Here is a 14,662-nt window from a genome sequence, read left to right on the forward strand (position 1 = left end):
GCATTATATTGATCTCTACAGGAAGATAATGATCATTTGATGACAAGTAAACAGATTTCGGTGCTTGAAGTTAGTTGTTTTCTAATTCTTGCTGCTCCGAGTTGGTTTGTTGCGTGTTGTCATTTGGCTTTGGTTCGCTCGCTTGCGCTTCAGGTTGAGCTTCTTCAGTGCTTTGTTCTTCTTCGCTTGGGTTAGCAATCGCATCATTTTCATCAAGCCAAACCAGTGCGTCGTAATAGCGACGGATATTATCAACGTACTTTACTGCAACATCGCCACGGGCATAACCATATTTGGTTTTTCGATAGTAACGCTTTTTAATTAAAAGCGGTAAGCGCTTTTTAACATCAGCCCACTTATCGGGGCTTGCACCTTCTTGCTCGGTAATAATACGTGCGTCGTTGACGTGTCCCCAGCCAACATTGTAAGAGGCTAAGGCAAACCAGGTTCTGTCGGGCTGCGGAATGCGTTCAGGGATCCAAGAAATCACTTTGGCAAGATACTGCGCACCGCCTTTAATATTTTGCTCAGGCTCTAGTCGATTTGTTACGCCGACCTGTTTTGCTGTTGCTTGGGTTAGCATCATTATGCCACGTACACCGGTTGGTGACTTAGCCCTTGGGTTCCACATTGATTCTTGATAACTCAAAGCTGCCAGTAATCGCCAGTCTATGTTACCTGCGTATTGCTCAAACCAAGGTTGGTATTTAGGTAAGGTGTCTTTTATTGCTTCGATATAAGCAAGGGTATTCACATAGTTAAACTGACGAACATGGCCGAAGTATTTTTCTTCTAACACATAAAGCTGGTTGCTTTTCTTAACGTCGCCAAAAAATGGCACCATCAAGGCATATAAAGAGTCGTCACCATCTTTTCTTAGTAACCAAGCGATAGGGTCGTTACGGGTAACCGAAAAGCCGATACTCAAATTTGGGTGATAGCGGCGAAACAGCGATAAGGTGTGTGAATCTGCTAGGGTGTAATCAATTTCACCGTCTATAACTGCTTGCAGAAGCTCTTCTTCATCCATATCTTCTGTTTCGTTCCAGCTAAGTTCAGGATGCAGTTGTTTTAATTGTTGTAGTGCTAACGAGTGGCTGCTTTTGGCTAAAACAGTGAGATTACCGGTTAAATCCTCAAACTCTCGAGGGCGAGTACGGCCTTGTTTGTAAACTAATTTTTGGCTAATTGTGCGATAGGTTGGGCCAAATCGATAATGCTCTGCCCGAATCGTATTATAGGTAAGACCTGAAGCTATAATATCTAAATCGCCACTTTCTAAGCGTGCAAACATATCGGATAGATTAAAAAAAGGCACCATCTCGAGCTCTACACCAACATAGTCAGCAAACTCTTGGGCAAGCTCATATTCAAAGCCTTGCACACCTTGTGGAGCCTGATAGTAGTTACTCGCGCCAGCTAATGTGCCTACTCTAATTTTGTTCTGTGCCTTGATATGAGCAAGTTGCGACGGTTGCTGTTGCATATCACACGCACATAACATGAGCACTAAACTAAAAATAGCGAGTAACTTTTGCATAGATTATAAATGCCCCTTAAACCATTACCTTAGTGTTATAACAAAACTTCTGAGCCACGTCACTTGGCGAATAGTTTTAGTTATCTATTTAAAAATTAATAACTATAACAAGGCAGCTGGTAGATAAGTCATACAGAACAAGTACCTGCAGAGAAATAAAGACGACTAAGATAGTTAATTGTTGCAACCATAAAAGCGGTTATGAAGATTATTTAAATAAAAGCGTAATTTTGAGTTAAATCTAGACGTTATTTGCACTATAATATGCGCCTAAAATATCGTTCAATCCCTAACCCCGGATGAAAATACCTATGTTGATCCTTCGTGGTGCACCAGCACTTTCCGATTTTAGAGTTCAGAAAATTTTAGCGCGTTGCCAACAGGCACAACTTCCAGTCACTGACGTTTATGCTGAGTTCATGCATTTTGCTGATCTTACAGCCGAGCTTTCAGCTGATGAGCAAACCAAGCTGGAAAAACTGCTTACTTATGGTCCAACAATTGCCGAGCATACCCCTGCTGGCACGTTAATTCTTGTAACGCCGCGTCCAGGTACTATCTCGCCTTGGGCATCAAAAGCAACTGACATCGCACATAACTGTGGCTTAAGCCAAGTTCACCGTGTTGAGCGTGGTATTGCATACTACGTAGAAGGTAATTTATCAGCTCAGCAAACAGCTGAAGTTGCAGCGTTATTACATGACCGTATGACTGAAGCAACGCACGCGGATATGGCTGATGCAGCTAAATTATTCCGTCATGATGAACCGCGTCCAATGTCATCAGTTGACATTTTAGGTGGTGGCCGTGAAGCGCTTGCTAAAGCAAACGTTGAGCAAGGTTTTGCGCTTGCAGATGACGAAATTGATTACTTGGTAGAAAACTTCCAAAAGTTAGGGCGTAACCCGAACGACATCGAATTATTCATGTTCGCGCAAGCAAACTCTGAGCATTGTCGTCACAAAATCTTTAACGCCGATTGGACAATTGATGGCATCGAACAGCCAAAATCATTGTTCAAAATGATCAAAAACACTTACGAGCAAAACCCTGAAAACGTGTTATCTGCATATAAAGATAACGCTGCGGTAATGAAGGGTTCTGTAGCGGGTCGTTTCTTCCCGAATAGTGAAGGCGAGTACGCATACCATCAAGAGAACATCGAAATCTTGATGAAAGTTGAAACGCACAACCACCCAACAGCGATTGCGCCATTCTCAGGTGCATCAACAGGTTCTGGTGGTGAAATTCGTGATGAAGGTGCAACAGGCCGCGGCTCTAAACCTAAAGCTGGTTTAGTTGGCTTCACTGTATCTAACCTACGTATTCCTGGCTACGAGCAGCCATGGGAAACAGACTTTGGTAAGCCTGGTCGTATCGTTAATGCACTTGATATCATGACTGAAGGTCCATTAGGTGGCGCGGCATTCAATAACGAATTTGGTCGTCCTAACTTACTTGGTTACTTCCGTACATACGAAGAGAAAGTATCAAGCCATAACGGTGAAGAAGTACGTGGTTACCACAAGCCAATCATGCTTGCAGGTGGTTTAGGTAACATTCGTTCTGAACATGTTCAAAAAGGTGAAATCCCTGTAGGTGCTAAGCTAATTGCACTAGGTGGTCCGGCAATGAACATCGGTCTTGGTGGTGGTGCTGCCTCTAGTATGACATCAGGTCAATCAAACGAAGACTTAGACTTTGCATCTGTTCAGCGTGAAAACCCAGAAATGGAACGCCGTTGTCAGGAAGTTATCGACAAATGTTGGCAGTTAGGTGATGCAAACCCAATCGCTTTCATCCACGATGTGGGTGCAGGTGGTCTTTCAAACGCATTCCCTGAGCTTGTAGACGACGGTGGTCGTGGTGGTAAATTCCAACTTCGTGATATTCCAAACGATGAGCCGGGTATGGCACCACACGAAATTTGGTGTAACGAATCTCAAGAGCGTTACGTATTAGCTGTTGCAGCAGAAGACTTCGCGCGCTTTGAAGCAATCTGTAAACGTGAGCGTGCAGAATACGCTGTTATTGGTGAAGCAACAGAAGAGCGTCACTTAACGGTTGAAGATAGCCACTTTGGTAACAACCCTGTTGATCTACCGCTTGATGTTTTACTTGGTAAAGCACCAAAAATGCACCGCGAAGTTGAGTCTAAAAAAGCACAATCACAACCATTAGACGTTGCAAACATTGATGCTGCAGATGCTGCACAACGTTTATTACGCCTACCAACGATTGCTGAAAAAACATTCTTAATCACCATTGGTGACCGCACGGTAACGGGTTTAGTTGCTCGTGACCAAATGGTAGGTCCTTGGCAGGTGCCAGTAGCAAACTGTGCGGTAACAGCCGCTGCGTTTGATACTTACCACGGTGAAGCAATGTCACTAGGTGAACGTACACCAGCTGCACTGTTAAACTATGGAGCTTCTGCTCGTTTAGCTGTGGCTGAGTCATTAACGAACATCGCGTGTGCTAACATCGGTGGCCTTGAAAATATCAAGCTATCTGCAAACTGGATGGCCGCAGCTGGTCACCCTGGCGAAGATGCAGGTCTTTACGAAGCTGTTAAAGCGGTAGGTGAAGAGCTTTGTCCAGCACTTGGTTTAACAATCCCTGTGGGTAAAGACTCAATGTCGATGAAAACTCAATGGGATGAAAACGGTGAGCAAAAATCGGTTACTGCGCCATTATCACTAATCATCACTGCCTTTGGTCGTGTTGAAGATGTGCGTAAAACAGTAACGCCACAGCTACGCACTGATAAAGGTGAGTCATCACTATTATTAGTTGATTTAGGTGCGGGTCAAAACCGTATGGGTGCATCAAGCCTTGCACAGGTTTATAAGCAATTAGGTGATGTAACACCTGATGTTGATAGCCCTGAGTTATTAAAAGGTTTCTATGAAGCAATGCAAGCGCTTGTTGCTGATAACAAGTTACTTGCCTACCATGACCGTTCAGACGGTGGTTTATTCACAACTGTTGCGGAAATGGCATTTGCTGGTCACACGGGTGTTACTGTTGACCTTGCAGGCCTTACAGGTTCAGACATCGAAGCACTTTATAATGAAGAGCTAGGTGCGGTTATCCAAGTGGCTAATGCTGATTTAGATGCAGTGAAAGCCGTTCTTGCTGATCACGGCTTAGCAGCTATCAGCCATGAAATTGGTGCATTAAACGCTGATGACCGTGTGGTATTCACTCGTGGTGATGATGTGGTACTTAACCACACGCGTACTGAGCTTCGCACTATTTGGGCAGAAACAACTTACCAAATGCAAGCACGTCGCGATAACCCAGAGTGTGCTAAGCAAGAATTTGACGCTAAGTTTGACGCAAAAGACCCAGGTCTAAACGTAAAACTAAGCTTTGACTTAAACGAAGACGTTGCTGCGCCTTACATTGCAACTGGTGCGAAGCCGAAAATGGCGATTCTACGTGAGCAAGGTGTTAACTCTCATTTAGAAATGGCTGCGGCATTTAACCGCGCTGGCTTTGCAGCGGTTGACGTACACATGAGCGACATCCTTGAAGGTCGTTTAACACTTGAGCAATTTAAAGGCTTAGTGGCATGTGGTGGTTTCTCTTACGGTGACGTATTAGGCGCAGGTGAAGGCTGGGCTAAGTCAATCTTATTTAATGAGATGGCGCGTGAGCAGTTCCAAAGCTTCTTCCACCGCGAAGATACATTCAGCCTAGGTGTGTGTAATGGCTGTCAAATGCTTTCAACATTGAAAGAATTGATCCCAGGCACTGAGCACTGGCCACGTTTTGTAACCAACAAGTCAGAGCGCTTTGAAGCTCGCTTTAGCCTTGTAGAAGTGCAAGAAAACCCATCAGTATTCTTTAACGGTATGGCTGGTTCTCGTATGCCTATCGCTGTTTCTCATGGTGAAGGTCATGCTGAATTCGCTAACAGCGATGCAGTTAAAGCTGCGCTTGAGTCAGGCACTGTGGCAGTGAAGTTTGTTGATAACTACGGTAACCCAACAACGCAATACCCAGCTAACCCGAACGGCTCGCCTGAAGGTATCACAGGTATTACCTCTACTGATGGTCGTGCCACGGTTATGATGCCGCACCCAGAGCGTGTATTCCGTACTGTTGCTAACTCATGGCACCCAGATGAGTGGCGTGAAGATAGCCCATGGATGCGTATGTTCCGCAACGCACGTAAAAACGTTGGCTAAAACTTAGCTATATACCTAGCTATACAAGCTAGGTTCATACAAACCGTTTAAACTAAAAAGGCTGCACTATTAAGTGCAGCCTTTTTGTTTATAATGGTGCTAGTAAGTGTAAGTTCAAAGGCAAGGAGAGTTTTTTGAGTTTTAAGCGGGTAAGCGTAGGGTTGCTAGGTATCGTGCTAAGCATGCTGCTGTTGGCGTATCTGTTCAGGCTACCACTGACATCGTGGTACTTAACGCCTATGCTTAGTAAAAATGGCGCTGAGCTTCACTGCATTGATTGGTCATTGACCAGCCAGCTTGATTTAAATATCGAGAAATTATGCTTAACTTATCAAGGGCAGCAAATAGAGTTAGCTGGTATCCTTGCTAACAAGCAACAGGTTAGGGTTTCTCGCGCTAATCTCATCGTTAGCGACCTTGCAAATAAAAAACAACCAGAATCAGCACAGACTGAATTTAAAAAGCTCGCTTTAGTATTACCAGAGCAAAGACCGCTAATAAGCATTGAGCAGCTTGATGTAGTCTCACCATTTACCGATAGCCCTGTTAGGTTGGCAATACAAGAAAAACGCTTAAACCATTTTACGATTTCACGTGATCTTAATGCAGATGTTGAAATATCTAATTATGAAATAAAAGCCAACATCACCCTTGATGAGCAAGTAGCTAGGCGGTTCATAACATTGCCACAAAGCAGCCATTTTGGCACTCAATCGCAGGTTAAGTTTGATGGTATTACGGTTGCAATTGAAAGCACCGTCAATGCAAGTTATCAGCATGCTCTAGCGCAATGCGACCTAGGTTTTACCACCGAAGGGCAACTGAGTGCGAAGTATCAATTAAACCAACAGCATTTATATGCGGATTTATCAGCGTTACAAAATCAACTTAGCGCAAACCAAGCATGTTTAAGCATCATCAAAGACCAACAGCATCAATCATTTGTTGAAGCGCAGTTACCGCTTACTTGGCAGTTACACATTGACAAACCAGTTAGTGTAGAAGCCGAGCAGCTATCAGTCCCAATCGTAAAACTGCTAGCAACTAAAGGGCAAAGTGAAGTGACAGTCAGTAATACTACCTTTTCTTTACAGGATCCGCTCGCATCACTTAATAGCCAAGTTAGCATTGATTTTAACAGTAAAGATATTGATGAGCTTAAGCTAAATGCGCATTTGCATGAAAGTGACGTTAGCGCTGATTTTCAACTGTCACTTGATTCACTCCCTGCATTTTTAGATTTTCAGGCTGACGGTGCTCTGGTTGAGGGTATTGGGGCTAAAGGAAAGCTAAATATCGATGAGTTATTTACTAGCCCTACAGCTAAACTGAATACCAATATCAGTGCTAAAAATGCGCTAATATCAGGTGCACAGTTAGCTGATTTTAGCAGCGCGATTGACGCTGAGTATAATGCCCAGCAGCACCTCGTTGTTAAAGCCAATAGCAAGGTTAAATCATTAAATTATGATGATATTAGCGCAGTAAAAATAAGTAATGAGCTAACCCTTAGTACAGACCTCAGTGTGGGGGAATTATTTGCTGATATTGATGCCAAAACCACTGTCGCTAAATTATCAACAGCAGAGCTTAGCTTAAATAAGTTGTCTGTCGTTACAAATGCCCTCCAAAGCCGCGCCCTGCAGGCAACGCATCATGTGTTTGCAGATGGCTTTGAAGCGCTTGTTAGCCATCATATGTCTAAGGTTGCGCACCCATTTGAATTGGTGATACCTGAGCAGGCAGTAGCCAAGCTTAATCCGATAATTGCTCAGTTTGAGCCCCTTGCAACCATCACTGATGGGGTGGTTTCAGGGATTATTAAAGGTGATGTAAATCTTCAGCAAGCAGAAGGTAGTGTTCACATTAATAAACTCAGTGCGCTTTATAATGACTACCTAGCAAATGATTTTGCCGTGGATTTAGATGGGACGTTTAATTCAGGGCAGCTTAATATTGCAGCGACTAAATTTACACTCAATGAACTGCGCGCAGGTGCTGTGGTCAAAAATATGCAGGGTCAGTTGCAGGTAACGGCTAATCAGCCTTGCGCAGCTGATCTAACCGGTCAGGTTATGGGCGGCAAATTTGTGGTGAATAAATACTGCCCACTGAGTGACAACCAAACCGCGACCGTTAAGTTTGAAAATATTGATGCCAGCAAATTAGTCACCCTTGATGCCGAGTCTGGAATTAGTTTAAGCGGGCGCTTAGCGGGCACCTTACCTGTTGTTATAAGCAAACAGGGCATAGAGGTAAAGCAAGGGCAGCTAGTTAATCAAGGTGATGGTAAATTACTGATCACTAATAATGCGGGTTTTGAAGCTGTAAAAGCGCAGCAACAGGAGCTGAGTACAACGCTGAGTTTACTCGAGAATTTAGATATTAAAAAACTACGCAGCAGTGTTAACCTCAAACCTGATGGTTGGTTACATTTAGGTGTTAATTTAGAAGGTTATAATGAAGCGCAGCAGCAAGCAGTGAACTTTAATTATAACCATGAAGAGAATGTATTTACTTTACTTAGAGCGCTGCGTTTAAGTGATGAAATTACTCAAAAAGTTGAGAAAGAGTATGCAAAAAAAGGAAGCAATGATGGCTAAGTGGTTAGTAATGCTGACGGCAGTAGGCATGCTGAGTGCCTGTACTCACCGTGTTGAGGTGGCAGCAAAAGAGCCGATTACAATCAACTTAAATGTAAAAGTTGACCATGAGATCCGCGTAAAAGTGGATAAAGAACTTGATACCTTATTCAGTGATGACAGCGAATTATTCTAAGGAGCACACATGCGTAAATTACAACTTAAAAAACTAAATGTGATCACCTTGATCAGTGCTGTTTGTTTATCTTTCTCAGCTTGGGCTATCAGCCTTGATGATGCAAAGAGCCAAGGTTTGGTGGGTGAAGACAGCTCAGGCTATTTAGGTTTAGTGGTTAATAACAGCGAAGCAAAAGCGGTCGTTGATGAAATTAATGCAAAGCGTAAAGAGCAATATTTAAAACTTGCGAAAAAGAATAATCTTTCGTTAGCGCAAGTTGAAGCCCTTGCTGCGGCAAAAACTATCGAAAAAACTAAGCCGGGTCACTACATTGAAGTGAACGGTGAGTGGGTAAAAAAATAGCTCACTAAATTTAATAGCTATAAAAAATAAAAAGCCAGCATTGCTGGCTTTTTATCTATTAAACGCCGGTAGGTGTTAGCGCTTATCGATGCAGTTTTGCAGCAGCTGCTGCCAAAAGTCGATGCCTTTGCGCCTTGCTAGTTTAATGTTGTGCTCTGGGATAGATTCGGGTTCATTGTAGCTGTCTAACGCTTCGCTCATGCTGGCTTCACGGATCAAATGCAGTGTTGGGTAAGGTGCACGATTCGTATAGTTTGCAGCATCGCTGTCATCGCTATCAGCAAACACATAGTCAGGATGAAAGTTGGCTATTTGATACTTACCTTCATAGCCTTGCGCAGCTAAAAGCGCATTGGCTAAATCGACTAAATCTAAGAACTCTTCAAAATCCTTAAAGCCTTGCTCAAACATTAACAAAGTGGTTTCGCGCTCTGCTTGTTGGTCTAATGCGCTACATTGCTCAAGCATATCCATTACTGCATCATCAAGAGTAGTAGACTGGCTGATTTGATAATGAATGCAATTGCTTTCAACTTCTTTACGGGCAAATGGACAGAAATTGTATTTTACGATTACGCTTGATACCCATTCGCGCATTTGTATTTCTGGGCGATTCATCGCTTGCTTTGAAGTCACATTATTTCTCTATTCTATTTTACTTTTCTATCTTACTTTTCTAAGTAATGCTCAATTAAATTAACCGTTTTACTGATGGCGCCTTGATTGTTAGCAACGCATTTCGCAGCTTGTTGACCGAGCTTAATCGTCTTTTGTACATCAGTGCTCAAAGCGATAAGTGTGTCAGCAAGGTGATTTTCATCGGTAACGGTTTTAGCTCCCTGAGCACTAATCAGTTCAGGATAAATATGGTCGAAGTTATAGGTATGAGGGCCTGCTAATACGCCAACAGAAAACGCTGCTGACTCTAACGGGTTATGGCCGCCTCGCTCTATTAAACTACCGCCAACATAGCTGATGTTTGCCACACCATATAAGCATTGTAACTCACCTAACGTGTCAGCTAACACAACTTGTTGGTTGTTATAGTTATCTTCACTGCGACGACTAAAGCTCAAATTTGAGCTTTTTAATATCTCCGCGACTTTATCAAATTGCTCTGGGTGACGTGGAGCAATAATCAAAAGTGCGTGGGGTAACGCTTTTAATAGCTTCTCATGAGCAGTTAAAATAAGCTCATGTTCAACAGGATGAGTGGAGCCTGCAACCCAGATAAAGCGCTCGTTGTTATACTGTTTTTTTAGTGCTGCAACTTTATTTAATTGCTCTTCTGTAGGCGTGATATCAAATTTAATTGAGCCAAATACGCGTGCCTTTTCAGGTTTTAAACCAAGTTCAATAAAACGTTTGGCATCATTTTGATTATGACTAGCAAGATCGCTAATAGACTGCATGATCACCTTAGTTAAAGGCATTACCTTTTGGTAGCCTTGCTGTGATTTAGCTGAAAGCCGGGCATTTAAAACAAGTACTTTTGTGCCGGTGTTGCTGCTTTGCGCCATCAGGTTTGGCCAAAGCTCAGTTTCTAAAATACACAGTACCTTTGGCTGGATTCGTTTTAAAAATCGATTGGTAGCGAAGAAAAAATCAATCGGTAAATAACTACAGCTAACCGCATCTTTAAAGTTATTTTTTACTTGCTCGCGACCTGTTGGGGTATTACAGGTTACTAAAATAGTAAGCGCTGGATTTTCTGATTGAACAGCCTTAATAAGCGGGGTTGCCGCTAACACTTCACCAACAGAGGCACAATGAAAAACAACATCGTGGTGCGATAAATTCGAAAAGCCAAAGCGCTCAGCAAAATGCTCACGGTAACCCTTATTCTTTTTGCCACGTAAAACATACAGGTAAAAAACAACCAGTGGGCTTAGTAGGTATAAAAGTAAAGAGTATAAAATGCGCGCCATAATTTTTAATATATAGAGTTTTAGGGTAGTTTAACGCTAATCGAGCTGTTGCCAATAGTTAGTCTACATATAACTGTAATTATCCAGTCGATATTCATAAAAGTACGATAAACTGAACACAAAGAAATAAATCTGTGGAATAATAACATTATTACTCCTGCCAAAGTTTGTTCCAAAGAGGGATATTCATGCCTGAATTAGATTCTGTAGCAGCAAGCTACTTAGAAAGTTTGAACCGCCATCAAATGTTATTTGAAACGATGGATACATATCACCCAGAAGTGATGCAATTACTTGAAGTATGTCACAGCGCTTTACAAGCTGGTGGTAAGGTAATTTGGTTTGGTAATGGCGGTAGTGCGGCTGATGCACAGCATTTAGCTGCTGAGTTTGTCGTACGTTACAAATTGGAACGCGGTCCACTTGCTTCTATCGCATTGACAACAGATACTTCAATTTTAACCGCTCACAGTAACGACTATCATTTTGATACTGTATTTGAGCGCCAAGTGCAGGCGTTATGTAAACCTGAAGATTTGGTGATTGGCTTAACCACCTCAGGCACTAGCCCTAACATCAATCTTGCACTGGCAGCGGCAAATGAAATTGGCGCCTTTACAGTCGCATTAACGGGCCGAGATGGCGGTAAAGTAAAAGATATCGCTAAGCTACCTATTATCATTAAAAATGATGAAACAGCGCGTATCCAAGAGGCGCATATGTTCATCGGACATTGGCTATGCGAAGCCATCGATATGGTTGTAGCGGAGCAAAAGTAATGGATTTAGCGTTACTAAAAAACCTTTCAAAGGCTCGTATTTTAGTCGTTGGTGATGTCATGCTAGATAGATATTGGCATGGCGATTCAGGGCGTATTTCGCCTGAAGCCCCTGTACCTGTTGTTAAAGTCAGTAAATTTGAAGACAAAGCTGGTGGTGCAGCAAACGTAGCAAAAAATATTGCCCGTTTAGATGGTAAAGTGGGCCTACTAGGTTTAGTTGGTGAAGATGAAAGTGGGCAAATCCTCGAAACAATTTTAAGTTCGGAGAAAATTGATTCTCAATTAGTGAGTGTTTGCGATTTACCGACTATTTCTAAAATGCGAGTAATCAGCCGTCATCAGCAAGTTGTTCGATTAGACCTTGAAGAGAGCTTTACTGAGCAACACAGCCAATTGTTATTAAACCGTTTAGAGCTGGTTTTAGATGACTACGATTTTGTGTTGTTTTCTGACTACAACAAAGGTTCTCTGAGCTTAATTCAACAAATGATTCAGGTTGCAAAGAAAGCGGGTAAAACGGTACTTATTGATCCTAAATCATCTGATTTAAGCTTATATCGTGGTGCTGATTACATAACCCCTAACTTAAACGAGTTTAAGCTTGCTGGTGGTTTGACGGACTCTGAGCAAAACTTGACTGACAGCGCACGTAAGCTAATCACTGAAGCAGGCATCGCTGCTATGTTGTTAACTCGCTCAGAGCAGGGTATGTCGTTAATTAGCCAAGCAGAAAAACATGATTTTGCAGCCCAGCAGCTTGAAGTTAGCGATGTTACTGGCGCAGGCGATACCGTAATCGCGACGCTTGCAGTGATGCTTGGTGCGGGAATGGCAGCAAAAGATGCGGTCGAAATTGCCAACCTTGCTGCCGGAATTGCGGTGAGTAAACTGGGTGCCGCAACTGTGTCGCCAGAAGAGTTGAGCCGTAAGCTTGGTCAATATTTACAGCAAACTGGCGAGCATTACCAAACGCCTTTTGAAGATGTGCTTCAGCACATTGAGTTTGCTAAGCAAAATGGTGAAAAAATAGTTTTCACTAATGGTTGTTTTGACATCCTTCACGCAGGCCATGTGCGCTACCTAGCACAGGCAAAAGCACGAGGTGACAGGCTGGTTGTTGGCTTAAATAATGACGAATCAATCTCTCGTTTAAAAGGCCCAGAAAGACCGATTAATCCATTGGATGAACGTGCCATGGTATTAAGTGCGCTAGCGTCAGTTGATTGGGTTATTCCATTTGGCAGCATTGAAGAAAATGACACGCCAGCTAAGCTTATTGAGCAAATTAGCCCTGATGTACTGGTTAAAGGCGGTGATTACACCGTTGACCAAATTGCCGGTGCCGAGCATGTGTTACGCCATGGCGGAAAAGTCGAAGTACTTGAGTTTCTTAATGGTTGCTCAACATCAAACGTAATTAGCAAAATCAAAAGTTAATAAAAAAGCCAACATGTGTTGGCTTTTTTGATTCTAAAAGTTCATTTCATATTTCATAAATGCGGAGGTTTCAGTGTCTGATTCCTCCATTGATTTATTCTTAGCAGCCAGAGCACCGAAAGAGATTCTTCCTTGTAATGCTAACATTCTGTAGCGCAGTTCTAGTTGTGTGCTATCAATGGCATTTTTAGTGATTGTATGCCCTAAATCTGGGTTGCTAGGGTAAAGATCTACATTGTCGTTGTTATAATCAACTTGGCGCAGTTTAACCTGCCAATCGTTGCCATTTCTATGCTGCCCAAGCACTGTGAGTACAAGGGATTCTGTGTCGTTATCAAATGTAGAGCCTATCGTTCTTCCTTGGTAGCGATAACCAGAATTATATTTACCATGCTCGTAATAGCAGTTATTGAAGATTTCAGCACCAGGCACAGATTCATCACCAGAGCATGAAACCACAGTATCAATGTATTCAATGTTTACTTTGATATTTTGCTCTGCAAATGGAATTGTTGTTTCTACACCTGCTAAATACGCTCTGTCTGCGGGTTTAAAGTAGCTACTAGCGTCTTCGCCAATCGTACTTACATAAATAGCGTACGGGTATGAATAGAGAGTATCTGACCAGCGTAAATCAATACCTGCCAGTTGGTTGCCTAATTTTGACTTTTCAGCTTCAGTACAGTCTTGCGAACCATCAGGACAAGTACTTTTACCTGAAACCATATCAAAAAATTCTGAGATAGATTGGGGTTCACCATCCCCGCCCCATTGTGCAGACCAGCTTAGAGCAACTTCAAGTTGCTGAATTGGCCTAAAGTTCACTCGGCTACTCCAAAGTAGCGCATCAGGGACTGCTCGGGTTGATTCAAGCTTAGCCATTTGAGTTGTTAAGCTCCAAGGACCAATCCAGCTCAACCAAGCTGATTCAAAAGCGGTGGCTTTTTCACGACTGATGCTGAAAGCTTGTAAAGGTTTACTATTCGCTGTGAGAATTAGACTGTTGTCAACACCTGGTCCCCAGAATTGTTCAACTGCACCTGCACGAAAGACCCAATTGCCAATTTTATAGGCAAGGTAACTATGGTCAAAAGTAATATCATCACAGTCAGTAAGCGCTTGATGATCTTCAGCTATGTCTGATTGTTCCATGCCCTCTAGATAGCATTTTCGACCATCAGAACGATAATTAACTGCTAGTTTACCAGCTAAACTTTCACCTAAATAACTATAAGCGACGGTCGCTTCTGATTTTTGTGTGTTGGTGGCGCCAAAACTCGTGGCTGGTAATGTATCTGTTGATAGAAAAACTTCGCTATGGAAGTTGTGCTGTTCGGTATTTTCGGCTTTATATCTGTGTTGTACTCGAAGTAAAGCATCTTGAACAAAACTAGGTAATTGCTCTAGTGTGGTGTCATTTAATTCATCAATAAAGCTATTCCACATTAGCGGGTATGTAGTTACAGGAGCTTTAATCACTCCTGTATCCGCTAATAATTGAATGTCGGCTCGTAAGCCATAGTCGTCTGGTTTAACCCAAGGTTCAGCAGCTAGAGGTAGACTAAATGCGCTAGCAAGAGCGAGTAATAAAAGTGTTTTTTTAGGCAATGCTTAATTCTCGGTTTGTTTTTTGGGACTAGAAGTCTACCAACCCTAC

General features: G+C 42.6%; 10 protein-coding genes. 6 read left to right on the plus strand and 4 right to left on the minus strand.

Annotation, left to right across the window (positions count from 1 at the left end; genetic code table 11):
• Nucleotides 1–70: 70 nt before the first annotated feature.
• Nucleotides 71–1,540: a membrane-bound lytic murein transglycosylase MltF gene (mltF, locus tag EXT43_RS01825; RefSeq protein WP_062566442.1), complete on the minus strand. Its 1,470-nt coding sequence runs from the start codon at nucleotides 1,538–1,540 to the stop codon at nucleotides 71–73.
• 311 nt (nucleotides 1,541–1,851) lie between these two features.
• On the opposite strand from mltF, the gene purL reads away from it, so the two are divergent.
• The 4 genes from purL (at nucleotide 1,852) to EXT43_RS01845 (ending at nucleotide 8,859) form a co-directional block, all read left to right on the plus strand.
• The gene (gene purL, locus EXT43_RS01830; RefSeq protein ID WP_062566441.1) at nucleotides 1,852–5,736 is read left to right on the plus strand and encodes a phosphoribosylformylglycinamidine synthase; all 3,885 of its coding nucleotides are present in this window, start codon (nucleotides 1,852–1,854) and stop codon (nucleotides 5,734–5,736) included.
• A 134-nt stretch (nucleotides 5,737–5,870) separates the two neighbouring features.
• Entirely contained in the window at nucleotides 5,871–8,339 is a 2,469-nt protein-coding gene (locus EXT43_RS01835) for a YdbH domain-containing protein (RefSeq protein WP_130166220.1), read from the plus strand.
• Nucleotides 8,332–8,514: a YnbE family lipoprotein gene (locus EXT43_RS01840; RefSeq protein ID WP_054551055.1), complete on the plus strand. Its 183-nt coding sequence runs from the start codon at nucleotides 8,332–8,334 to the stop codon at nucleotides 8,512–8,514. The genes EXT43_RS01835 and EXT43_RS01840 overlap by 8 nt, the downstream gene beginning before the upstream one ends.
• A gap of 9 nt (nucleotides 8,515–8,523) precedes the next feature.
• Nucleotides 8,524–8,859, plus strand: a complete 336-nt coding sequence (locus tag EXT43_RS01845; RefSeq protein ID WP_054551056.1) for a YdbL family protein — start codon at nucleotides 8,524–8,526, stop codon at nucleotides 8,857–8,859.
• A gap of 75 nt (nucleotides 8,860–8,934) precedes the next feature.
• On the opposite strand, the gene EXT43_RS01850 is transcribed toward EXT43_RS01845, so the two are convergent.
• Nucleotides 8,935–9,477, minus strand: coding sequence for a DUF1415 domain-containing protein (locus EXT43_RS01850; protein ID WP_062566595.1), 543 nt, complete (start codon nucleotides 9,475–9,477; stop codon nucleotides 8,935–8,937).
• A gap of 50 nt (nucleotides 9,478–9,527) precedes the next feature.
• Nucleotides 9,528–10,787 (minus strand): lipid IV(A) 3-deoxy-D-manno-octulosonic acid transferase, encoded by a 1,260-nt coding sequence (gene waaA / locus EXT43_RS01855; RefSeq protein ID WP_062566439.1) that lies wholly within the window; start codon nucleotides 10,785–10,787, stop codon nucleotides 9,528–9,530.
• A gap of 188 nt (nucleotides 10,788–10,975) precedes the next feature.
• Here waaA and EXT43_RS01860 point away from each other — a divergent pair, with 188 nt between their 5' ends.
• On the plus strand, nucleotides 10,976–11,566 hold the full coding sequence (locus EXT43_RS01860; protein ID WP_058585836.1) for an SIS domain-containing protein: 591 nt from the start codon (nucleotides 10,976–10,978) through the stop codon (nucleotides 11,564–11,566).
• Nucleotides 11,566–13,005, plus strand: a complete 1,440-nt coding sequence (hldE, locus tag EXT43_RS01865) for a bifunctional D-glycero-beta-D-manno-heptose-7-phosphate kinase/D-glycero-beta-D-manno-heptose 1-phosphate adenylyltransferase HldE (protein ID WP_062566438.1) — start codon at nucleotides 11,566–11,568, stop codon at nucleotides 13,003–13,005. The genes EXT43_RS01860 and hldE overlap by 1 nt, the downstream gene beginning before the upstream one ends.
• A gap of 33 nt (nucleotides 13,006–13,038) precedes the next feature.
• Here the strand turns inward: hldE and EXT43_RS01870 are convergent, their stop codons facing one another.
• Complete coding sequence (locus EXT43_RS01870; protein WP_130166221.1) at nucleotides 13,039–14,613, minus strand: capsule assembly Wzi family protein; 1,575 nt, start codon at nucleotides 14,611–14,613, stop codon at nucleotides 13,039–13,041.
• Nucleotides 14,614–14,662: the final 49 nt, after the last annotated feature.

Origin of the sequence: Pseudoalteromonas sp. CO109Y, assembly GCF_004208935.1 — a bacterium.
Classification (GTDB): Bacteria; Pseudomonadota; Gammaproteobacteria; order Enterobacterales; family Alteromonadaceae; genus Pseudoalteromonas; species Pseudoalteromonas shioyasakiensis.

Excerpts from the sequence above, each read along its gene's own strand:
- EXT43_RS01860 (WP_058585836.1), top strand. The coding sequence starts at position 10,976 with ATGCCTGAATTAGATTCTGTAGCAGCAAGCTACTTAGAAAGTTTGAAC.
- EXT43_RS01840 (WP_054551055.1), top strand. The coding sequence starts at position 8,332 with ATGGCTAAGTGGTTAGTAATGCTGACGGCAGTAGGCATGCTGAGTGCC.
- hldE (WP_062566438.1), top strand. The coding sequence starts at position 11,566 with ATGGATTTAGCGTTACTAAAAAACCTTTCAAAGGCTCGTATTTTAGTC.
- waaA (WP_062566439.1), bottom strand. The coding sequence starts at position 10,787 with ATGGCGCGCATTTTATACTCTTTACTTTTATACCTACTAAGCCCACTG.
- purL (WP_062566441.1), top strand. The coding sequence starts at position 1,852 with ATGTTGATCCTTCGTGGTGCACCAGCACTTTCCGATTTTAGAGTTCAG.
- EXT43_RS01850 (WP_062566595.1), bottom strand. The coding sequence starts at position 9,477 with ATGAATCGCCCAGAAATACAAATGCGCGAATGGGTATCAAGCGTAATC.
- mltF (WP_062566442.1), bottom strand. The coding sequence starts at position 1,540 with ATGCAAAAGTTACTCGCTATTTTTAGTTTAGTGCTCATGTTATGTGCG.
- EXT43_RS01845 (WP_054551056.1), top strand. The coding sequence starts at position 8,524 with ATGCGTAAATTACAACTTAAAAAACTAAATGTGATCACCTTGATCAGT.